Annotated in this window: 20 protein-coding genes; 9 read left to right on the top strand and 11 right to left on the bottom strand. The window is 72.0% G+C overall.

The window, feature by feature from the left end:
* Positions 1 to 9: 9 nt before the first annotated feature.
* Entirely contained in the window at positions 10 to 1,212 is a 1,203-nt protein-coding gene (locus tag ACFYU9_RS20920; protein WP_389211382.1) for a sensor histidine kinase, read from the bottom strand.
* Positions 1,213 to 1,399: 187 nt separating this feature from the next.
* Here ACFYU9_RS20920 and ACFYU9_RS20925 point away from each other — a divergent pair, with 187 nt between their 5' ends.
* Both ACFYU9_RS20925 and ACFYU9_RS20930 read left to right on the top strand, forming a co-directional pair.
* Positions 1,400 to 2,590 carry an SAM-dependent methyltransferase gene (locus tag ACFYU9_RS20925; RefSeq protein ID WP_389345904.1) on the top strand — a complete coding sequence of 397 codons (1,191 nt, stop codon included), beginning with the start codon at positions 1,400 to 1,402 and terminating at the stop codon, positions 2,588 to 2,590.
* Positions 2,591 to 2,594: 4 nt separating this feature from the next.
* On the top strand, positions 2,595 to 3,737 hold the full coding sequence (locus ACFYU9_RS20930; protein ID WP_389211381.1) for an NADH-quinone oxidoreductase subunit D: 1,143 nt from the start codon (positions 2,595 to 2,597) through the stop codon (positions 3,735 to 3,737).
* Positions 3,738 to 3,799: 62 nt separating this feature from the next.
* On the opposite strand, the gene ACFYU9_RS20935 is transcribed toward ACFYU9_RS20930, so the two are convergent.
* The 4 genes from ACFYU9_RS20935 to ACFYU9_RS20950 all read right to left on the bottom strand — a co-directional run bounded on the left by ACFYU9_RS20935 (position 3,800) and on the right by ACFYU9_RS20950 (position 7,427).
* Complete coding sequence (locus ACFYU9_RS20935; protein WP_389345678.1) at positions 3,800 to 4,930, bottom strand: hypothetical protein; 1,131 nt, start codon at positions 4,928 to 4,930, stop codon at positions 3,800 to 3,802.
* Positions 4,931 to 5,061: 131 nt separating this feature from the next.
* The gene (locus tag ACFYU9_RS20940; protein WP_389211377.1) at positions 5,062 to 6,051 is read right to left on the bottom strand and encodes an ABC transporter substrate-binding protein; all 990 of its coding nucleotides are present in this window, start codon (positions 6,049 to 6,051) and stop codon (positions 5,062 to 5,064) included.
* Entirely contained in the window at positions 6,044 to 6,718 is a 675-nt protein-coding gene (locus tag ACFYU9_RS20945) for an ABC transporter permease (RefSeq protein WP_389211375.1), read from the bottom strand. Before ACFYU9_RS20945 ends, ACFYU9_RS20940 begins: the two co-directional genes overlap by 8 nt.
* A gap of 1 nt (position 6,719) precedes the next feature.
* Entirely contained in the window at positions 6,720 to 7,427 is a 708-nt protein-coding gene (locus ACFYU9_RS20950) for an ABC transporter permease (RefSeq protein ID WP_389211373.1), read from the bottom strand.
* Positions 7,428 to 7,579: 152 nt separating this feature from the next.
* On the opposite strand from ACFYU9_RS20950, the gene ACFYU9_RS20955 reads away from it, so the two are divergent.
* Positions 7,580 to 8,566: an ABC transporter ATP-binding protein gene (locus tag ACFYU9_RS20955; protein WP_389345679.1), complete on the top strand. Its 987-nt coding sequence runs from the start codon at positions 7,580 to 7,582 to the stop codon at positions 8,564 to 8,566.
* On the opposite strand, the gene ACFYU9_RS20960 is transcribed toward ACFYU9_RS20955, so the two are convergent.
* A complete protein-coding gene (locus tag ACFYU9_RS20960; protein ID WP_389345680.1) occupies positions 8,553 to 9,668 on the bottom strand; it encodes an alpha/beta hydrolase in 1,116 nt (371 codons plus the stop codon). The two genes, ACFYU9_RS20955 and ACFYU9_RS20960, sit on opposite strands and share 14 nt — an antisense overlap.
* Positions 9,669 to 9,842: 174 nt before the next feature.
* On the opposite strand from ACFYU9_RS20960, the gene ACFYU9_RS20965 reads away from it, so the two are divergent.
* From ACFYU9_RS20965 to ACFYU9_RS20990, 6 genes are all read left to right on the top strand, one after another.
* The gene (locus ACFYU9_RS20965; RefSeq protein WP_389211367.1) at positions 9,843 to 11,693 is read left to right on the top strand and encodes a phosphatidylglycerol lysyltransferase domain-containing protein; all 1,851 of its coding nucleotides are present in this window, start codon (positions 9,843 to 9,845) and stop codon (positions 11,691 to 11,693) included.
* Between the two features lie 53 nt (positions 11,694 to 11,746).
* Positions 11,747 to 12,610 carry a dihydropteroate synthase gene (gene folP, locus ACFYU9_RS20970; protein WP_389211365.1) on the top strand — a complete coding sequence of 288 codons (864 nt, stop codon included), beginning with the start codon at positions 11,747 to 11,749 and terminating at the stop codon, positions 12,608 to 12,610.
* A complete protein-coding gene (locus ACFYU9_RS20975) occupies positions 12,607 to 13,089 on the top strand; it encodes a nuclear transport factor 2 family protein (RefSeq protein ID WP_389211363.1) in 483 nt (160 codons plus the stop codon). Before folP ends, ACFYU9_RS20975 begins: the two co-directional genes overlap by 4 nt.
* Positions 13,090 to 13,222: 133 nt before the next feature.
* Positions 13,223 to 13,582: a dihydroneopterin aldolase gene (folB, locus tag ACFYU9_RS20980; protein ID WP_362536891.1), complete on the top strand. Its 360-nt coding sequence runs from the start codon at positions 13,223 to 13,225 to the stop codon at positions 13,580 to 13,582.
* On the top strand, positions 13,579 to 14,178 hold the full coding sequence (gene folK / locus ACFYU9_RS20985) for a 2-amino-4-hydroxy-6-hydroxymethyldihydropteridine diphosphokinase (RefSeq protein ID WP_389345681.1): 600 nt from the start codon (positions 13,579 to 13,581) through the stop codon (positions 14,176 to 14,178). Before folB ends, folK begins: the two co-directional genes overlap by 4 nt.
* 51 nt (positions 14,179 to 14,229) lie before the next feature.
* Positions 14,230 to 14,736 (top strand): DUF3180 domain-containing protein, encoded by a 507-nt coding sequence (locus ACFYU9_RS20990; RefSeq protein WP_389211359.1) that lies wholly within the window; start codon positions 14,230 to 14,232, stop codon positions 14,734 to 14,736.
* A gap of 75 nt (positions 14,737 to 14,811) precedes the next feature.
* Here ACFYU9_RS20990 and folE read toward each other — a convergent pair whose 3' ends face one another.
* From folE to ACFYU9_RS21015, 5 genes are all read right to left on the bottom strand, one after another.
* Positions 14,812 to 15,417 (bottom strand): GTP cyclohydrolase I FolE, encoded by a 606-nt coding sequence (folE, locus tag ACFYU9_RS20995; protein ID WP_389211357.1) that lies wholly within the window; start codon positions 15,415 to 15,417, stop codon positions 14,812 to 14,814.
* Between the two features lie 99 nt (positions 15,418 to 15,516).
* The gene (gene ftsH / locus ACFYU9_RS21000) at positions 15,517 to 17,541 is read right to left on the bottom strand and encodes an ATP-dependent zinc metalloprotease FtsH (RefSeq protein ID WP_389345682.1); all 2,025 of its coding nucleotides are present in this window, start codon (positions 17,539 to 17,541) and stop codon (positions 15,517 to 15,519) included.
* Positions 17,542 to 17,739: 198 nt separating this feature from the next.
* The gene (hpt, locus tag ACFYU9_RS21005; RefSeq protein WP_389211517.1) at positions 17,740 to 18,279 is read right to left on the bottom strand and encodes a hypoxanthine phosphoribosyltransferase; all 540 of its coding nucleotides are present in this window, start codon (positions 18,277 to 18,279) and stop codon (positions 17,740 to 17,742) included.
* Between the two features lie 50 nt (positions 18,280 to 18,329).
* Positions 18,330 to 19,352 (bottom strand): tRNA lysidine(34) synthetase TilS, encoded by a 1,023-nt coding sequence (gene tilS, locus ACFYU9_RS21010; protein ID WP_389345683.1) that lies wholly within the window; start codon positions 19,350 to 19,352, stop codon positions 18,330 to 18,332.
* A gap of 194 nt (positions 19,353 to 19,546) precedes the next feature.
* Positions 19,547 to 20,698, bottom strand: a complete 1,152-nt coding sequence (locus ACFYU9_RS21015; RefSeq protein ID WP_389211350.1) for a zinc-dependent metalloprotease — start codon at positions 20,696 to 20,698, stop codon at positions 19,547 to 19,549.
* Positions 20,699 to 20,806 lie beyond the last annotated feature (108 nt).

Consider the following 20,806-nt stretch of genomic DNA (forward strand, 5'->3'; position numbering starts at 1 on the left):
CCTTCGGATTCAGTGAGCGGTCTTCAGGGGGAGCAGGGCGCTGATGCGGAAGCCGCCACCGGGGCGCGGACCGGCGTCCAGGGTGCCGCCGACCATGCCGACCCGCTCCCGCATGCCGATCAGGCCGTGGCCGCGGCCGTCGGCGCCGCCGTCCTCGTACATCTCCTGCGGCGCCCCGCGGCCGTCGTCCTCGACGAGCAGCCCGAGGCCGTCGTCGAAGTAGACCAGCCGGACGCTGGCGCCCGCGTCCGGGCCGCCGTGCTTGCGGGTGTTGGTGAGGGCTTCCTGCACGATCCGGTACGCCGTGAGCTCGACGCCGCTGGGCAGCGGGCGCGCGGTGCCCTCGATCTTGAAGTCGACGACGAGACCGGTGCCGCGGACCTGCTCGACCAGGTCCTCGATCTGGCCGACGTCCGGCTGGGGCACGTACTCCCCGGCCTCCTGGTGCTCGCCGGTGCGCAGGATGCCGAGCAGCCGGCGCATCTCGGCGAGCGCCTGCCGGCCGGTGGAGGAGATGGTCTCCAGGGCCTGCTTGGCGGTCTCCGGCGAGCCGTCCATGACGTACGCGGCGCCGTCCGCCTGCACCACCATCACGGACACGTTGTGGGCGACGACGTCGTGCAGCTCGCGGGCGATGCGGGCGCGCTCGGCGGCGACCGCGACCTTGGCCTGCGCCTCGCGCTCCTTCTCCAGGCGCGAGGCCCGCTCCTCCAGCTGCGCGAAGTAGGCCCGGCGGGTGCGCAGCGAGTCGCCGAGGACCCAGGCGAGCGCGAACGGCACGGTCATGATGACGACGAAGAAGACGGTGGCGGCCGAGGACGAGGAGTGCTCCATCGGCCAGCGCAGCTGCGACAGCAGGGCCGCGCTCAGCCCGCCGGCCAGCGCGAGCCGGGACGCCCAGCGCGGACCGTCGTGCGCCGCGACCGTGTAGATGATCACCAGCATGGCGAAGTCCGGCAGGAACGGGACCAGCCCGAACCCCAGCTGGGCCAGGCCCAGCGCCACCGAGAGCAGCAGCATCTTCTCCGGCATGCGCCGGCGCAGCGCCACCACCAGCGAGAACAGCGCGGCCACGGCCCCGTACGCGAGGGGCTGGGCGATCCTCGGGTAGGAGGTGTCCACCCAGAGCGCGGACATCCCGAAGAGGACGACGGCCCAGAAGGTGTCGACGCCCGTCGGGTGTCTGCGGAGGAAGTCGTAGAGACGCTGCACGTAGCAAAGGGTAGGGAAGAGAGATAGGTGCAGGGGTCAACCGTGGGTCCCATCCTTCCGCCACGGCACCTACTCCCCAAGGTGGAGACTGGGCCGCGTGACGGACGAGGTGACGGGCGGCGCGGTGGACGGGACGACGGGCGGGACGACGGGCCGGGCGGCCGGGTGGCAGGGGTGGCGGGCGGCCATGGAGCGCGCCCTGTACGGCCCCGGCGGCTTCTTCCTGCGCCCCGAGGGCCCGGCCGGCCACTTCCGCACGTCGGTGCACGCCTCCCCGCTCTTCGCCGGCGCCGTCGCCCGGCTGCTCGCCCGGACCGCCGCGGAGCTGGACACGGACGAGGTCGCCTTCACGGACGTCGGCGCCGGACGGGGCGAGCTGCTGCGCGGGGTCCTCGCCGCGGCACCGCCGGGGCTGCGGCTCCGGGCGTACGGCGTCGAGCGCGCCGTCCGGCCGGCCGGCCTCGACCCGCGGATCACCTGGACCGACCGGATCCCGGACGGCGAACGCGGGCTGCTCTTCGCCAACGAGTGGCTCGACAACGTGCCGGTGGACGTCGCCCAGGTCGACGAGGACGGGACCGTGCGGTACGTGGAGGTGCGCGCCGACGGTACGGAGCGGCCGGGCGCGGTCGTCACCGGCGCCGACGCCGCGTGGCTGGAGCGCTGGTGGCCGCTCGGCCGGCCCGGCGAGCGCGCCGAGATCGGCCGCCCCCGGGACGCCGCCTGGGCCGCCGCCGTCGGCTCCCTCGCGGCGGGCACCGCGATCGCCGTCGACTACGCCCATCTGCTGCGCACCGGCCGGCCCCCGTTCGGCACCCTCACCGCCTTCCGGGACGGCCGCGAGGTCCCCGCCATCCCGGACGGCAGCCGCGACCTGACCGCCCACGTGGCCCTGGACGCCTGCGCGGCCGCAGTGCCGGGCGCCGGCAGCAGGCCACTCGAATGGCCGGGGACCGGGCAGGGGAGCGGGCCGCGCGAGCGGCCGGGCACCGGGCAGGGGACCACGCACGACCGGCCGGGGACCGGGCCACACACCGGGCCGGGGGCCGGGTCACGCCCGCAGCCGCACACCGAATCGCGCGCCGAGCCGCACGCCCAGCCCCACACCCAGCCGCACGCCCAGCCCCACACCCAGCCGCTCACCGAACTGCTGACCCAGCGCGAGGCCCTGCGCGGCCTCGGCGTCACCGGCGCGCGCCCGCCGCTCTCCCTCGCCACCACGGACCCGGCCGGCTACGTCCGGGCCCTCGCCACGGCGGGCGAGGCCGCCGAGCTGACGGCCACGGGCGGGCTCGGCGACTTCCTCTGGCTCGTCCAGCGGGTCCCGGGCACGCTCCCGGGCGCCGTCCCGGCCGCCGCGGAGCACGGGGGATACTGACCGCATGACGGAGACGACGGTCGGCATCGGCGGCGCGGCGGAGAGCACCGACATGGTGCTGAACATCGGGCCGCAGCATCCCTCCACGCACGGAGTGCTCCGGCTGAAGCTGGTGCTCGACGGCGAGGTGGTGCGCGAGGCCGAGCCGGTCATCGGCTACATGCACCGCGGGGCCGAGAAGCTGTTCGAGGCGCGGGACTACCGGCAGATCATCATGCTGGCCAACCGGCACGACTGGCTGTCCGCGTTCTCCAACGAGCTCGGCGTGGTCATGGCCGTCGAGCGGATGCTCGGCATGGAGGTGCCGGAGCGGGCCGTGTGGACGCGGACGCTGCTCGCCGAGCTGAACCGGGTGCTCAACCACCTGATGTTCCTCGGCTCCTACCCGCTCGAACTGGGCGGGATCACCCCGGTCTTCCACGCCTTCCGCGAGCGCGAGGAGCTCCAGGCCGCGATGGAGGAGGTCTCCGGCGGCCGGATGCACTACATGTTCAACCGCGTCGGCGGCCTCAAGGAGGATCTGCCGGCGGGCTGGCTGGGCCGGGCGCGGCAGGCCGTCGCGGACGTGCGGTCGCGGATGGACGTGTACGACCGGCTGGTGCTCGGCAACGAGATCTTCCGCGGCCGGACCCGCGGGGTCGGGGTGCTGAGCCCCGAGGCGGTGCACGCGTACGGGGTGTCGGGGCCGATCGCCCGCGCCTCGGGCGTCGACTTCGACCTGCGGCGCGACGAGCCGTACCTCGCGTACGGGGAGCTGCGGGACGTGCTGCGGGTGGTGACCCGGACCGAGGGCGACTGCCTGGCCCGCTTCGAGTGCCTGCTGGAGCAGACGCACAACTCCCTGGACCTGGCCGACGCCTGCCTCGACCGGATCGACCGGCTGCCGCAGGGCCCGATCAACCAGCGGCTGCCGAAGGTCCTGAAGGCGCCCGAGGGCCACACGTACGCCTGGACCGAGAACCCGCTCGGCATCAACGGCTACTACCTGGTCTCCAAGGGCGAGAAGACCCCGTACCGGCTCAAGCTGCGCTCGGCGTCCTACAACAACATCCAGGCGCTGGTCGAGCTGCTGCCGGGGACGCTGGTCGCGGACATGGTGGCGATCCTGGGGTCGATGTTCTTCGTCGTCGGCGACATCGACAAGTAGCCGCGGGCAGACGTACGAAGAGGCCGGTGGACCTGAGTCCACCGGCCTCTTCGCGCGCGTCCTTACGAGTTGACCGCGCCCCGCAGCACCGTCATGTCCAGCTGCTCCGTCTCGTCGTGCGCCGTCAGGTCGATGACCTGGCCGATCGCCCGCGGCTCGGCCGGGCGCCGCTCGGCGGCCTCCGCGGCCTCCGCCGCCTCGGCGAGGACCTCCTCGCCGACGACGTCGGCGAGGTCGGTGTGCTGTACGGCCTCGATCGCGGCGGCCGCCTTCTTCGCGCCCGCGACCGCCTGGGTGCCGAAGTAGTCGAAGCCGCCGGCGGGGCGGGCGGGGCGGCGGGCGGCGTACGGGACGATCGCGGCCGCGGCGGGCACGGTGCGCAGGCCCGCGGTGCGGGCGTGCTGCTCGGCCGGGGTCAGGGCGGCCTTCGGCTCGACGACCTCGGACCCGGCCTGGACCTCGGGCTGCCCGGCCTGGGACTGACCCGGCGTCGGCTGCCCGGCCTGGGACGGCTCGGGCTCGGACTGCCCGGCCGTCGGCTGGCCGGCCTGGGACTGCTCGGGCTCGGCCGTCTCCGCCTCGGGCTCCGCGTCCGCCTTCTCGGTCTCGGCCGCCGCGTGCCGCTTCTCCGCCCGGTTCTCCAGGTTGCGCAGCGCCTCCGCGGCCCTGCGGTACGCCTCCGGGGTCGGCGTGGAGCCGGCCGGCGGCAGCGCCTTGGCCTGGGAGGCGGCGGCCGTGCCGCTCTCCAGGGCGAGGACGCGGCGGCCTTCGAGGGCGCTGGCGCGCTCGGTCTCGGCGGTGGCGTAGCGGCGCAGCAGGTCGGCGTGCTCGCTGCGCAGACCGGCCAGCTCGACGCGCTTGGCGCGGAGCTTGGCGTCGAGGCGGGTGCGCAGCTCGCGCGACTCCTCCAGGTCGGCCTCCAGCTCGGCGATCCGCTCGTCGTGCTTCCACTGGTCGGCGGTGCGGGCCCGGGTCAGCTCGGCGACCTGGCGGCCGGCGCTCTGGTCCCAACTGCGCATGAGAACGGCGCCGGTGACGGCGGCGGCCGCCGCCGCGGCGACGAGCAGCCGCAGCACCAGGGCATCACCGAGCAGCCAGGCGCCCGCGGCACAGACGACCGAAGCCCCGGCGACCGCGGAGGGCGGCAGGAGCTTGTGCAGGGGTGGGGAATGGCGGTGACGTCCACGTGGCATGGCCTGAAATTTACCGTGCGTAGGCGCCGTATGGGGGGTCGCCCCGGCAATCTGTTGGCGAGTTCTCGCCGTAGCCGGCCCGGGCCCTCGCCATTCCCGGCCGGGCCCGGCCGACTCGCCTTGTCCGGCGCCTACTTCTTGAGCAGCCCCTTCGACTGCAGATAGCTCTTGGCCACGTCCTCGGGCTTGGCGCGCTCGGCGTCGACCTTGCGGTTCAGTTCGGCGAGATCCGCCGTCGTCAGCACCTTGGTGATCTTGTCGAGGGCTGCGGCTATCTCCGGCGATCCGGCGTCCTTGGCATTGACGACGGGCAGCACGTTGTCGGCGTTCTGGAGCTTCTTGTCGTCGGTGAGGAAGACGAGTCCGAAGGAGTCGACGGTGGCGTCCGTGGTGGTGGTGAGGACGAGCTGGTCGACGCCGTCCTTGACCGCCTGCTTGGCCTGCGGGGTGCCGACTCCCTTGGGGTCGACGCCGGTGACGTCGATGCCGTAGGTCTTCTTCAGACCCGGCGCGCAGAAGGGCCGTATCTCGCATTCGTCGCCGGCCGCGATCTTCACCTTCAGCTTGGCGCGGCCGAGATCGGAAAGGGTCGTCAGCTTGTTCTTCTCCGCGAATTCCCTGCTCACGGCGAAGGCGTTCTGGTCGACGGCCTCGCCGACCGCGAGCACCTTCAGTCCGCGCGGCTCGGCGAGCTTCTTCAGGGCTTCGGTGGTGGCGGCCGGGTCTCCGGAGGCGACCGGCTTCTCCTCGGGCGCCTTCGGCCCGTTCGCCTTCGCGTTGAGGAATTCCGCGAGCGTCGCCGCGTATTCCGGTACGACGTCGATCTCGCCCTTCTCCAGGGACGGTTCGTAGAGCTCGCGATTCTTCACCGTGGTGACGCTCGCGTCGTATCCGGCGTCGTCGAGGACCTGCGCGTACAACTCGGCGAGGACCTTCGACTCGGTGAAGGCCGCGGCGCCGACGACGACCGGGCCCTTGCCGCCGCCACCGGTGCCGGCGGAGCCGCCGTCCTTGGACTTCTCCAGGCTGTCGCCGCCGCACGCGGTCAGCGACACCGTCAGGGCCGCGAGGGCCAGTACCGCACCCGCGACGCGCGAGTTCCCACTCACAAGATCACCCATTTCGTTGTTCGGTCCGGTGGCCGAGGAGCCGGTCGGCGGCCACGAGCAGCGCCTCCACGAGGAGCGCGAGCAGGGCCACGAGCAGGGCTCCGGCCACGACCTGAGGTGTGTTGTACGTGCTGAAGCCGGCCGTGATGATCCGGCCGAGGCCGCCTTGGCCGGCCATCGCGGCGATGGTCGCGGTGGCGACCACCTGCACGGCGGCCGAGCGCAGACCGGTCATCAGCATCGGCCGGGCGAGCGGCAGTTCCACCTCGCGGAACAGCTGTCCGCCGCTCATGCCCATGCCGCGGGCGGCCTCGACGACCGCGCGGTCCACCTCCCGCACGCCCACGTAGGCGTGGGTGAGCAGCGGCGGTATCGCGAACAGGACGAGCGCGATCACCGTCGGCACGTCACCGGAGTTGCGCAGCGGCGAGACCATGAACAGGGCGAGGACGGCGAAGACGGGCACGGCCCGGCCCGCGTTGGAGACGTTGACGGCGAGCGCGCCGCCCTTGCCGAGGTGGCCCAGCCACAGGCCGAGCGGCAGCGCGACGGCGCAGGCGAGCAGCAGCGCGGCCCCGCTCACGTACAGGTGCTCGGCGAGCCGGTGCCACACGCCGCTCTCGCCCGACCAGTGGGCGCCGGTGGTCAGCCAGCTCCAGGTGTCCGCGAAGACGCCCATCTCACGCACCCCCGCCCGCCGCCGCCCGGCCGCCCGCCGACGCCCGTGTCCGGGTCCAGGGCGTGAGGAGCCGCTGGAGGCCGAGGAGCAGCAGGTCGGCGGTGACGGCGAGCAGCACGCACAGCACGGCGGCGGTGAGCACCTGTGCCTTGAAGAACGAGGGCAGCGCGTCCTCGATGAGATTGCCGAGGCCGCCGCGGCCGACGAGGGAGCCGACGGTGGTGAGCGCGATCGTGGAGACCGTCGCCGTCCGCACGCCGGCCATCAGGGCGGGCAGCGCCAGCGGCAGCTCGACCTCCCAGAGCAGCCGCCACGGCCCGTACCCCATGCCGCTGGCCGCCTCCTTGGTCTCGGCGGGCACGGCCGCGAGCCCGGCCAGCAGGCCGCGCACCAGGATGGTCAGCGAGTACAGCACGAGCCCGGTGACGACGAGTGCCGACGACAGCCCGAGGAACGGCAGCAGCAGCGAGAACATCGCGAGCGAGGGGATCGTGTAGAGCAGGGTGGTGAGCCCGAGGACGGGTCCGGCCAGCCGCGGCCAGGCCCGCACGAGCAGCGCGAGCGGGAAGGCGACGGCGATCCCGAGGAGCACCGACACGACGGTGATTCCCACATGCTGGACCGTGGCGTCGGTCAACTCCTGGGAACGGGTGCGCAGATACTCCCCGCAGATCCAGTCGTTCGTCACCAGGCAGTTCGCCCCGGCCATGCGCATTCCCCCCTTCCCGCGCTCCCCCGAACACCTGCCTGCCGACCCTATCCCCCGCCACCGACAACCGCCGGTGATCCCGGCCGAAGCGCCACGGGGTGGAAATACTTCCTTCACACATCGCGGCCCGCGAGCGGTAAGAATGGGGAACCATGATCCGGTTCGAGCACGTGACCAAGCGGTACGCGGACGGCACGACGGCCGTCGACGACCTCTCCTTCGAGGTCGCCGAGGGAGAGCTGGTCACCCTGGTCGGGCCGTCGGGCTGCGGCAAGACGACCACGATGAAGATGGTCAACCGGCTCGTCGAGCCCACCTCGGGCCGCGTCCTGCTCGGCGGCGAGGACGTGGCCGCCGTCGACCCGGTCCGGCTGCGCCGCACCATCGGCTACGTCATCCAGCAGGTCGGCCTCTTCCCGCACCGCACCGTCCTCGACAACACGGCCACCGTGCCTGCGCTGCTCGGCTGGAAGAAGGCGAAGGCCCGCGAGCGCGCCGCCGAACTCCTCGACCTGGTCGGCCTCGACCCCGCGGTCCACGGCCGCCGCTACCCCGAACAGCTCTCCGGCGGCCAGCGCCAGCGCGTCGGCGTGGCCCGCGCGCTCGCCGCCGACCCGCCGGTCCTGCTCATGGACGAGCCCTTCGGCGCCGTCGACCCCGTGGTGCGCGAACACCTCCAGAGCGAGTTCCTGAACCTCCAGGCCACCGTCCGCAAGACGGTCCTGCTCGTCACCCACGACCTGGCCGAGGCGGTCCGGCTCGGCGACCGCATCGCCGTCTACGGACAGGGCCGCATCGAGCAGTTCGACACCCCCGCCCGCGTGCTCGGCGCCCCCGCGACCCCCTACGTGGCCGACTTCGTCGGCGCCGACCGCGCGCTGCGCCGCCTCGCGGTCACCGACCTGACCGAGGCCGACCTCGACCCCGTACCCGACCCCGTACCCCTGGCGGAGGACACCCTCACGCGGATCCCGCTCGGCGGATCGCTCCAGGACGCCCTCGCCGCCCTCCTCCAGGGCGACGCCGGGCGGATCGCGGTGCACGCCCCCGGGGACCCGGCCCGGGTGCTCGGCACCCTCACCGCCGACGGCGTCCACCGGACGCTGCGGAAGCGCTCGGTGGACCTCAGCTCGCGCTGAGCTTGCCGGCCATCCACACCAGGCCCGGCGGGATCTCCCGGTTCCAGGTGTTGAAGTTGTGGCCGCCGCTGTCCAGGACGATCGACGAGACCAGCGCCGGGTTCTTCACCTTCTTGATGAAGGCCATCGTGCTCTTCAGGTTGCCCTCGCCGTGCTTGGACGTCGTCACCAGGAACGACGCGTCGCCCTGCGGCAGGTGGTCCAGGCTCCACAGCAGGTTCGCCCGGTTCTTCGCCGCCTGGTCGCCCTGGAACAGGTCGCCGGTCGTCACGTCGTCCGCCGCCTTGTAGTACGCGGAGAAGCCGGCGGCCGCCGCGAACCGGTCCGGGTGGTGCATCACGATCTTCAGCGCGCAGTAGCCGCCGGTCGAGTTCCCCATGAAGCCCCAGTTCCGGGCCTTCGTGCCCACCCGGTAGGTGCCCGAGATCGCCTTCTGCAGGTCCTCCGCGAAGAACGTCTCGGTCTGCGGGCCGCCCGGGATGTCCACGCACTCGGTGTCCCGCGGCGGCGCCACCGTCGGGCGCAGCATCACCAGGATCATCGGCTGCATCTTGCCCGCCCTGGCCTGCTGGTACGCCGTCTTCGGGTACTTCAGCCCCTTCAGCAGGTTCTCCGCCGTGCCCGGGTAGCCGGTCAGCACCACGGCCGCCGGGAACGTCGTCTTCGCGTAGCCCGGCTGGAAGTACTCCGGCGGCAGATAGACGTAGGCCGGCGAGTCGATCCCCGACTTCCGGCCGGCTATCACCACCTTCTGTATCTGCCCGCCGATCGCCGGCCGCCCGCCGCCCGGCACCCCGTCGATCGCCTGGGTCCCGAGCACCTTCACGTCCTTGGAGCCGCCCGAGTGATCGAGCACCACGCCCATGTCCTGCTCCTGGCCGAACAGGTCGGCCCACGAGCCGTAGAACTGGAACGTGTTGTTCACGAAGAGACCGACCGAGGCGAACAAGGCCAGCTGGGTGGCGAGCAGCACGCCCACCCGCCCCAGGACGGAACGCCAGCCGCCGCGCGCCAGCCGCGGCCACAGCCAGATCGTGACACCGAACAGTGCCACGGCCGCGACGACCGCCACCGCGAGAACAGAGTTGCTGGTGAGACCCATGTGACGCCCGAGCTTTCTTCCCTGATATTTCCCTGAGATTTCTCCTGCGGGCAGTGAACCCGCCCCATCGCTGCTCCGTCCTAGAAGGCGCAAACCTCCGGAACGGCCCGATAACAGCCGCGCGGCCCTCCGGATCAACGATCTCTCGCGGAACCACGGGAAGCACGGGAAGCGATGTCTGTCACGGTAGATGGGGACAAGTCCGGATCGGTTCCGGATCGTGTACGCCGGATTCTGCGCGGACCCCGAGCCGAGAGGGTCCCGGCCCTCGTCGGCACGGCCGGCGCGGTGATCGGCCTGGTCGACGTCGCCGCCGGAGTCCTGCCGCGGTTCCGCGCCAGCAAGATGCACGCCGCCGCCGAGGTCCTCCCCGGCACCCTCGGACCGCTCTCCGCGGCCCTCTCGCTCAGCGCCGGCGTCCTGCTCCTGCTCCTCGCCCACGGCCTCAAGCGCAACAAGCGCCGCGCCTGGCGCGCCGCCGTCGTGCTCCTGCCGATCGGCGCGGTGGCCCAGCTCACCTGGCGCCACTCCGTCACCGGCGCCGTGCTCTCCCTCGGGCTGCTCACCCTCCTCGTACGGCACCGGGACCAGTTCGCCGCCCTGCCCGACCCGCGCAGCCGCTGGCGCGCCCTGGCCAACTTCGTCCTCATGGGCGCCGGCTCCCTCGCCCTCGGCCTCGTCATCGTCAGCGCCCACCCGCGCCGCGTCATCGGCAGCCCCAGCCTCACCGACCGCCTCGAACACGTCCTCTACGGACTGTTCGGCATGGAAGGCCCCGTCGACTACACCGGCAACACCGGCTGGACCGTCGGCTACTCCCTCGGCGCCCTCGGCATGCTGACCGCCCTCACCACCATCTACCTCGCCTTCCGGCCCGAGCACCCGGCCGCCCGGCTCACCGAGGACGACGAGGCCCGGCTGCGCGAACTGCTCGCCAAGCACGGCGCCCGCGACTCCCTCGGCCACTTCGCGCTCCGCCGCGACAAGGGCGTCGTCTTCTCCCCCAGCGGCAAGGCCGCCGTCTGCTACCGCGTCGTCTCCGGCGTCATGCTCGCCAGCGGCGACCCCATCGGCGACGTGGAAGCCTGGCCCGGCGCCATCGAACGCTTCATGGACGAGGCCAAGGCCCACTCCTGGACCCCCGCCGTCGTCGGCTGCTCCGAGACCGGCGGCCAGGTCTGGACCCGCGAGACCGGACTCGACGCCCTCGAACTCGGCGACGAGGCCATCGTCGACGTCGCCGACTTCTCCCTCTCCGGCCGCGCCATGCGCAACGTCCGCCAGATGGTCAAGCGCATCGAACGCAACGGCTACACCACCAAGGTCCGCCGCGTCAGCGACCTCAGCGACGGCGAACTGGAGCGGGTCCGCCGCGCGTCCGAGGACTGGCGCGGCACCGACACCGAGCGCGGCTTCTCCATGGCCCTCGGCCGCATCGGCGGCCCCGGCGACGGCGAAGCGGTGATAGCGACCGCCCACAAAGAGGATCCCGACGATCCCACCGGCACCGTCTCCCCCTACGGCGACCTGAAGGCGATCCTCCACTTCGTCCCGTGGGGCACCGACGGCATGTCGCTCGAACTCATGCGCCGCGACCGCAGCGCCGACCCCGGCATGAACGAGCTCCTCATCGTCGCCGCCCTGCAGAACGCCCCCCGCGTCGGCATCGAGCGGATCTCCCTCAACTTCGCCATGTTCCGCGCCGCCCTCGCCCGCGGCGAGAAGATCGGCGCCGGCCCCGTCCTGCGGCTCTGGCGCGGACTGCTCGTCTTCCTCTCCCGCTGGTTCCAGATCGAGTCGCTCTACAAGTTCAACGCCAAGTTCCAGCCCCGCTGGGAGCCCCGCTTCCTCGTCTACCGCAAGAGCGGCGACCTGCCCCGCATCGGCTTCGCCATCATGCAGGCCGAGGGCTTCGTGAACGTCACCCTGCCCCGCCCCTTCACCCGCCGCCGGCGCACCGCCGAACCCCGCCCCTGCAGCCACATCACCCCCGCCAAGCCCGACCACGAGGCCCACGCCGCCTGAGCCCGCAGGGCCCGCCCAGCCCCGGTCCGCCGACCGGGCCCTACGCTGGAGGCATGAGTACGACGATCGACCGGGGCACGGCGCTCGGCCTGCCGGAGTGGGACCGCTGCGCGGTCATGGGCGTGGTCAACGTGACCCCCGACTCCTTCTCCGACGGCGGCCGCTGGTTCGACACCACGGCCGCCGTCAAACACGGCCTCGACCTCGTCGCCGAGGGCGCCGACCTCGTCGACGTCGGCGGCGAGTCCACCCGCCCCGGCGCCAGCCGCGTCGACGAGGACGAGGAACTCCGCCGCGTCATCCCCGTCGTCCGCGGCCTCGCCGCCGAAGGCGTCACCGTCTCCGTCGACACCATGCGCGCCACCGTCGCCGCCCGGGCCGTCGCCGCCGGCGCCGCACTCGTCAACGACGTCAGCGGCGGCCTCGCCGACCCGCAGATGGTCCCCGCCGTCGCCGCCGCCGAAGTCCCCTTCGTCGTCATGCACTGGCGCGGCTTCAGCGACAACATGAACAGCCTCGCCGTCTACGACGACGTCGTCGGCGAAGTCGTCCGCGAACTCCGCACCCGCATGGAAGCCGTCATCGACGGCGGCATCGCCCCCGAACGCCTCGTCGTCGACCCCGGCCTCGGCTTCGCCAAGCTCGCCCCGCACGACCTCGCGCTCGTCGCCCACCTCCCCGAGCTCCGCGCCCTCGGCCGCCCCCTCCTCGTCGCCGCCTCCCGCAAGCGCTTCCTCGGCCACGTCCTCACCCGCGAACCCGGCGCCACCCCGCCGCCCGCCCGCGAACGCGACGCCGCCACCGCCGCCGTCTCCGCCCTCGCCGCCCACGAAGGCGCCTGGGCCGTCCGCGTCCACGAGGTCCGCGCCACCGCCGACGCCGTACGCGTCGCCAGAGCCGTCGAAGGAGCCAGGTGACCCCCGCCGACTCCCCCGACCACCCCCGCGGCAGCGACGAGGCCGCCGTCGAAGCCGCCAACACCGCCTTCTACGAGGCGATGGAACAGGGCGACTTCGACACCATCACCGACCTCTGGCTCGACGACGGCGCCACCCCCGTCTCCTGCGTCCACCCCGGCTGGCCCGTCCTCAGCGGCCGCGGCGACGTCCTGCGCTCGTACGCCCTGATCATGGCGAACACCGACTACATCCAGTTCTTCCTGACCGACGTCGAGATCTCCCTCGCCGGCGACGTGGCCCTCGTCACGTGCACCGAGAACATCCTCAGCGGCGGACCCGCCGAGGACGGCGCCGAGCTCGGCCCCCTCGTCGGCCAGCTCGTCGTCGCCACCAACGTGTTCCGCCGCACGCCGGAAGGGTGGAAGGTGTGGTCCCACCACGGCTCCCCCGTCATCCCCGAAAACGACGGAACGGACGACGGCGAGGGCACGGACTGAACCGCCCCCAACCCGGACACCCCCCGGGCGCCGACCCGGCTGTCGGACCCCGCAGGTAGATTCGATGGTGGACACCCGGCCGTCCGCACCCGGCTGCGTGGCCACCCGAACTACGACAGCAGGAGTGATTCGCGTGGATCGTGTCGCGCTGCGCGGCCTCAAGGCCCGAGGACACCACGGCGTCTTCCCCAAGGAGCGCGAGGAAGGCCAGACGTTCATCGTCGACCTCACCCTCGGCCTCGACACCCGCCCCGCGGCCGCCGACGACGACCTGACGAAGACCGTCCACTACGGCATCGTCGCCGAAGAGGTCGTGGACGTCGTCCAGGGCGAGCCCGTCGACCTGATCGAGACGCTCGCCGAGCGCATCGCCCAGCAGTGCCTCAAGCACGCCGGCGTCCAGGAGGTGGAGGTCGTCGTCCACAAGCCGGACGCGCCGATCACCGTCCCCTTCGACGACGTGACCGTCACCATCACCCGGAGCCGCGCATGAAGCCCCAGCACAGCGACCCCACCGTGCAGCCCGTCCCCGCCGCCGTCACCGCGGCCGTCGACGCCGCCGACGTCACCCTCTCCAACCCCAAATGGGCCGTCCTCGCCCTCGGCGCCAACCTCGGCAACCGCCTGGAGAACCTCCAGGGCGCCATCGACGCCCTCGGCGACACCCCCGGCCTCCGCGTCAAGGCCGTCTCCCCCGTCTACGAGACCGAGCCCTGGGGCGTCGAGCCGGGCACCCAGCCCTCGTACCTCAACGCCGTCGCCCTCGTGAAGACCACGCTGCCGCCCTCCTCCCTCCTGGAGCGCGCCCACGCCGTCGAGGAGGCCTTCCACCGCGTCCGCGACGAGCGCTGGGGCGCCCGCACCATCGACGTCGACATCATCACGTACGCCGACGTCGTCTCCGACGACCCCGTCCTCACCCTGCCGCACCCCCGCGCCCACCAGCGCGCCTTCGTCCTCGCCCCCTGGCACGACATCGACCCCGAGGCCACCATCCCCGGCCAGGGCACCGTCGCCGACCTCCTCGCCGCCGTCGGCCAGGACGGCCTCACGGCACGCGCCGACCTGGAACTGCGGCTGCCCGAGTAGTCGTTAGTCTCGTCAGAGACCGCCCACCCCCCACGCGACGAAGGACACCCGGTGAAACAACTGCGGCTGAAGGTGCTCGCCGGTCTGTTCATCGGCGCCGGCGTCCTCTCCTGGGGCGCCGCCCGCCTCTGGGACGCGCTCGGCACGCTCCCCAGCGTGCCGCTCGCCGCCCCCATCGTGCTCGCCGTCATCGCCGCCGTCCTCACCGCCACGGCCCTCTCGCTGCGCGCCCGCCTCAAGGCCCAGCGCGAGCGCCGCCCCGGCGCCAAGGGCGTCGAGCCCCTCATGGCCGCCCGCGCCGTCGTCTTCGGCCAGGCCAGCGCCCTCGTTGCCGCCCTCGTCGCCGGCATGTACGGCGGCACCGGCGTCTTCCTCCTCGGCTCCCTCGACATCCCCGCCCGACGCGACCAGGCCATCTACGCCGGCTTCTCGGTCCTCGCGGGCATCGCCGTCATCGCCGCCGCCCTCTTCCTGGAGCGCGTCTGCAAACTCCCCGAAGACCCCGACAGCACGGGCAACCACAACGGCCAGGGCCAGGGCCACGCGCCGGTCTCCTGAGCCGTGTCCTGAGCCGCGCATGAGGATGGCCCCCCGATCCGTGATCGGGGGGCCATCCTCATGGAGCGGGGCCGGCTAGCGGGCCAGTATCAGGGACATCGCCTCGGCGCGCGTGGTGGCGTCACGGAGCTGTCCGCGCACCGCCGAGGTGGTCGTCTTCGCGCCGGGCTTGCGGACGCCGCGCAGCGCCATGCACATGTGCTCGGCCTCGATCACGACGATCGCGCCACGCGCGTCGAGGATCCTCATCAGCGAGTCGGCGATCTGCGTCGTCAGACGCTCCTGCACCTGCGGACGGCGGGCGAAGACGTCGACCAGACGGGCCAGCTTCGACAGACCGGTGATCTTGCCCGTTTCGGCCGGAATGTAACCGATGTGCGCTACGCCATGGAACGGGAGCAAATGGTGTTCGCACTGCGATGTCAGTTCGATGTCCTTCACCAGGACCATCTCGTCGTGCCCGAGGTCGAACGTCGTCGTCAGGACGTCCTCCGGCTTCTGCCACAGACCCGCGAAGAGCTCCTTGTACGCCCGCGCGACGCGCGCCGGCGTCTCCCGCAGCCCCTCGCGGTCCGGGTCCTCACCGACCGCGATGAGGAGCTCCCGTACGGCGTTCTCGGCGCGCTTCTCGTCGAAAACGCCGATCGTGCCCTCGCCGTCCAGCGTCACCGGGTCGGTCATCTGTGCCTCGTTCCGTCTGTCTGACTAGGCGCGAAAAAGGCCGCGCCCCCACAGGCTAGAACCTGTGGGGGCGCCGCTTCCATTCCGGGCTGCCGGAGCCTACGGCTCCGGGGTGTCCTCCGGGGCGACCTCGAGCGACTTGGTGGTGTCGACCGGGGTGCCGGCCGCCGAGGAGCCGTTGGCGCTGTTGGTCAGGGCCAGCTCCTTCGGGGACAGGACCGGCGGGCGGGTGGACGGCGTGCGGCGGGCCGAGCCGGTCCAGGCCGGGCGGGCCGGGCGCTTGACGATCGGGGCGAAGATCTCGGCGATCTCCTCCTTGCCCAGGGTCTCCTTCTCCAGGAGGGCCAGGACCAGGTTGTCGAGGACGTCACGGTTCTCGACGAGGATCTCCCACGCCTCGTTGTGCGCGGTCTCGATGAGCTTCTTGACCTCTTCGTCGACCAGCGCGGCGACCTCTTCGGAGTAGTCGCGCTGGTGCGCCATCTCGCGGCCGAGGAAGGGCTCGGTGTTGTCGCCGCCGAACTTGATGGCGCCGAGCCGCTCCGTCATGCCGTACTGGGTGACCATCGCGCGGGCCGTGGCGGTGGCCTTCTCGATGTCGTTGGCAGCGCCGGTGGTCGGGTCGTGGAAGACCAGTTCCTCGGCGGCGCGCCCGCCCAGCATGTAGGCGAGCTGGTCGAGCATCTCGTTGCGGGTGGTCGAGTACTTGTCCTCGTCGGGCAGGACCATGGTGTAGCCCAGGGCCCGGCCGCGGGACAGGATGGTGATCTTGTGGACCGGGTCGGAGTTCGGCGAGGCCGCCGCGACCAGGGCGTGACCGCCCTCGTGGTACGCGGTGATCTTCTTTTCCTTGTCCGACATGATCCGGGTCCGCTTCTGCGGACCGGCGACGACGCGGTCGATGGCCTCGTCGAGCGCCTTGTTGTCGATCAGCTTCTTGTCCGAGCGGGCGGTGAGGAGCGCCGCCTCGTTGAGGACGTTGGAGAGGTCGGCACCGGTGAAGCCGGGGGTGCGGCGGGCGACGGCGCCGAGGTCGACGTCCGGGGCGACCGGCTTGCCCTTCTGGTGGACCTTGAGGATCTCCAGGCGGCCCTGCATGTCCGGGCGGTCGACGGCGATCTGCCGGTCGAAGCGGCCGGGGCGCAGGAGGGCCGGGTCGAGGATGTCGGGCCGGTTGGTGGCGGCGATCAGGATGACGCCGCCCTTGACGTCGAAGCCGTCCATCTCGACGAGCAGCTGGTTGAGGGTCTGCTCGCGCTCGTCGTGTCCGCCGCCGAGGCCGGCGCCGCGGTGGCGGCCGACCGCGTCGATCTCGTCGACGAAGACGATGGCCGGGGCGTTGGCCTTGGCCTGCTCGAAGAGGTCGCGGACGCGGCTGGCGCCGACGCCGACGAACATCTCGACGAAGTCGGAGCCGGAGATCGAGTAGAACGGCACTCCGGCCTCGCCGGCGACGGCGCGGGCCAGGAGGGTCTTGCCGGTTCCGGGCGGGCCGTACAGCAGCACGCCCTTGGGGATCTTGGCGCCGACGGCCTGGAACTTGGCCGGCTCCTGGAGGAATTCCTTGATCTCGTGGAGTTCCTCGACCGCCTCGTCGGAGCCCGCGACGTCGGCGAAGGTCGTCTTGGGGGTGTCCTTGGTGATGAGCTTCGCCTTGGACTTCCCGAAGTTCATGACGCGGGAGCCGCCGCCCTGCATCTGGTTCATCAGGAAGAGGAAGACGACCACGATGAGGACGAAGGGCAGCAGGGAGAGGAGGACCGAGATGAAGGGGGACTGCTTCGTCGGGGAGACGGTGTAGCCGCCCTCGATCTGTCCGGCCTCGAACTTCTCCTGCAGCTTGTCGGCCAGGTCGGCGCCCTGGGTGCCGATGTAGCTGGCCTGGACCTTGCCGCTCTTGTCGATCTTCTGGCCGTCGACCAGCGTGATCTTGACGACCTGCTCGTCACCGGTGGTGAGCTGTGCGGATTTGACCTGGTTCTTGTCGATCGCCTGGACGACCTTGCCGGTGTCCACCGTCTTGTAGCCCTCGGACGAGCCGACGACCTGCATCAGCACGACCACGGCGAGGACGGCCAGCACGATCCACATGACCGGCCCACGGAAGTATCGCTTCACGTCCATCCATACGGGGCGCACTTGCCGCCCCGTCCCTCCTGCCCGTAGGTGAGTGCTGCTGTGAGTAGCTGCGGTATGAAAAAGCTGTTCTTCGGACGGTACCCCAGCATGGGCGCCTGCGGCCGTCCTCCCTCGCTTCTGCTTGGTTCAACGGAGGGAAGACGGCGCGGGTTCCCCTGGGGGAGTCCCTGCGAAGGGGGGTCCTCAGCCGCCGTAGACGTGCGGGGCGAGGGTGCCGACGAAGGGGAGGTTGCGGTACTTCTCGGCGTAGTCCAGGCCGTATCCCACGACGAACTCGTTGGGGATGTCGAAGCCGATCCACTTGACGTCGATGGCGACCTTGGCGGCCTCCGGCTTGCGCAGGAGGGTGACGACCTCGAGGGAGGCCGGCTCACGGGAGCCGAGGTTGGACAGGAGCCAGGACAGGGTCAGGCCCGAGTCGATGATGTCCTCGACGATCAGGACGTGCCTGCCCTTGATGTCGGTGTCGAGGTCCTTGAGGATGCGGACCACGCCGGAGGACTGGGTGCCGGCGCCGTAGGAGGAGACGGCCATCCAGTCCATGGTGACGGGGGAGGACAGGGCACGCGCCAGGTCCGCCATCACCATCACGGCGCCCTTGAGGACGCCCACGATGAGCAGGTCCTTGCCCGCGTACTCCGCGTCGATCTTCGCGGCGAGCTCGGCGAGCTTCGCGTCGATCTCTTCCTTGGTGATGAGCACCGACTGGAGGTCGGTGCCCATGTCCTTCTCGTTCACCCGGGTCACTTTCGTTGCAGCTTGCGACTTTGCGGTCAGCCTTGCCGAATGACCAGTCTGCCACCCTGTCGCAGTGCCTCGACGCGTCCGGGCAGGTTGATGGCTCCCTGACCGCGCCAGCCGGTGACGAGTCGGTCGACTTCTTCGATGTGCCGGGCGAAGAGGGAGCCGGCCGGGGCGCCCTCGGCGATGACGGCCCGGCGCAGGACGCGGCGGCGTACGGCGGGGGGCAGGCCGAAGAGCTTGGCGCATTCGAGGCGGCCGGCTTCGTCGCGTACGGCGGTCTCGGCGTCGGCGGCCCAGGCGTCGAGGGCGTCGGCGTCGTCGCGGGAGAGCTGGGCCGTTCGGGCGAGGGCTTCGACGACGCCCTTGCCGAGGGCCTTTTCGAGGGCGGGGAGGCCTTCGTGGCGGAGCCGGCTGCGGGTGTAGGCGGGGTCGGCGTTGTGGGGGTCGTCCCAGACGGCGAGTTCCTGGGCGATGCAGGCCTTGCGCACGGTCTGGCGGTCGAGTTCCAGGAAGGGGCGGCGGTAGCGGCCTGCGGTGCCGGAGACGGCGGCCATGCCGGAGAGGCTGCGGATGCCGGAGCCGCGGGCGAGGCCGAGGAGAACGGTTTCGGCCTGGTCGTCGCGGGTGTGGCCGAGCAGGATCGCGGTGGCGCCGTGGCGTTCGGCGGCGGCGTCGAGGGCGGCGTAGCGGGCGTCGCGGGCGGCGGCTTCGGGCCCGCCGTCGCGTCCGACGGTGACGGCGACGGCTTCGACGGGGTCGAGGCCGAGGGCGGTCATGCGGTCGGCGACTTCGCGGGCGCGCTGGTCGGAGCCCTGCTGGAGGCCGTGGTCGACGGTGATGCCGCCGGCGCGCAGGGGGAGCTTGCGGGCTTCGAAGGCGAGTGCGGAGGCGAGTGCCATGGAGTCGGCGCCGCCGGAGCAGGCGACGAGCACGAGGGGGTGTGCGTCGGCCGGCGTGCCGGGGTGCGGGGAGGTGTTGTGCGCGGTGAGGACGTCGTGGAGTACGCGGCGGACCGCCAGGCGTATCGCCGCGACCGCGGGATGGGGACCCATGTCCGGTGCCCTTCGTGGAGAGTGGGGTGCCTCGTCGGAGTCTTAACGGTCGGAAGTGGGGGTTCGGTCACCCAGAGTGCGTCGATGGTGACAGAACCTGGCCGTTACCCGAGCATTGCACGCCCCACCCGCCGCTTACGGTCCCTCGGATGGGTGATTGGTGGGGTGTTCTTCCGTCGTGCGACGCATCCGTCTCATGAGTCTGCCTTACGGTGCACCCTCGCCACCCAGTCGGCGGGGCTGGCGATCTCGGCCTTGGTGGGGAGGGTGTTGGGGGAGGTCCAGACGCGGTTGAAGCCGTCCATGCCGACCTGGTCGACGACGGCGGTGACGAAGCGTTCGCCGTCGCGGTACTGGCGGAGCTTGGCGTCGAGGCCGAGGAGTTTGCGCAGGGCGAGGTCGAGGCGGGAGGCGCCGCGGGCGCGGCGTTGCTGGAACTTCTCGCGGATCTCGGCGACGGAGGGCACGACGTCGGGTCCGACGCCGTCCATGACGTGGTCGGCGTGGCCTTCGAGGAGGGACATGACGGCGGTGAGGCGGCCGAGGATCTCGCGCTGTTCGGGGGTCTGGACGAGTTCGACGATGCTGGGTGCGGGTTCGCCCTGTTCGCCTTCGGGGCGGTTCCCGCCGGCGAGGGCCTGGGCGGCTTCGCGGAGGCGTTCGACGACGGTGGAGGGGTCGACGTCGGTGGCGGCGAGGAAGGACTGGATCTCGCCCTGGAGGTGGTCGCGGAGCCAGGGGACGGCGGTGAACTGGGTGCGGTGGGTCTCCTCGTGGAGGCAGACCCAGAGCCGGAAGTCGTGCGGGTCGACCTCCAGTTCGCGTTCGACGTGGACGATGTTGGGGGCGACGAGCAGGAGGCGGCCGCCGCCGTCGCGGCCGGCGGGGAGTTCGCGGGTGGCGGGGGCGAAGGTCTCGTACTGGCCGAGGATGCGGGAGGCCAGGAAGGACAGCAGCATGCCGAGTTCGACGCCGGTGACCTTGCCGCCGACGACGTTGAGCATGGCGCCGCCGGTGGTGCCGGTGCGGCGTTCCTTCATCTTGTCGAGGAGCGGGGTGAGGAGTTCGCGGAAGCCGGCGACATTGGCCTTGATCCAGCCGACGCGGTCGACGACGAGGACGGGCGTGTCGGCGATGTCGGCGGGGAGCCGGTCCTCGGGGATCATCCGGGTGTAGGCCCGGACGTGTTCCTCGGCGGCCTTGGCGTGTCTGCGGAGTTCGGCGACGACGTCGCGCGCCTCCTCCCGGCTCACCTCCGGGCCCGGACGGACCAGCCGGGTCGCCGTCGCGACGGCGAGGTTCCAGTCGACCATCCCCGATGTCCCTGCACCACCGATGCTCGTCATGCGTCAACCGTACGTTCTCGGCGCCCGTTCGGTGAGGGTTCGGGCGAGTATTCGCCCGGGTCAGGGACGGGTCGGGGGCCGGCCGGGGGCGGTCGGGGGCGGGTGGGG

Source organism: Streptomyces sp. NPDC004327 (genome assembly GCF_042873935.1).
Classification (GTDB): Bacteria; Actinomycetota; Actinomycetes; order Streptomycetales; family Streptomycetaceae; genus Streptomyces.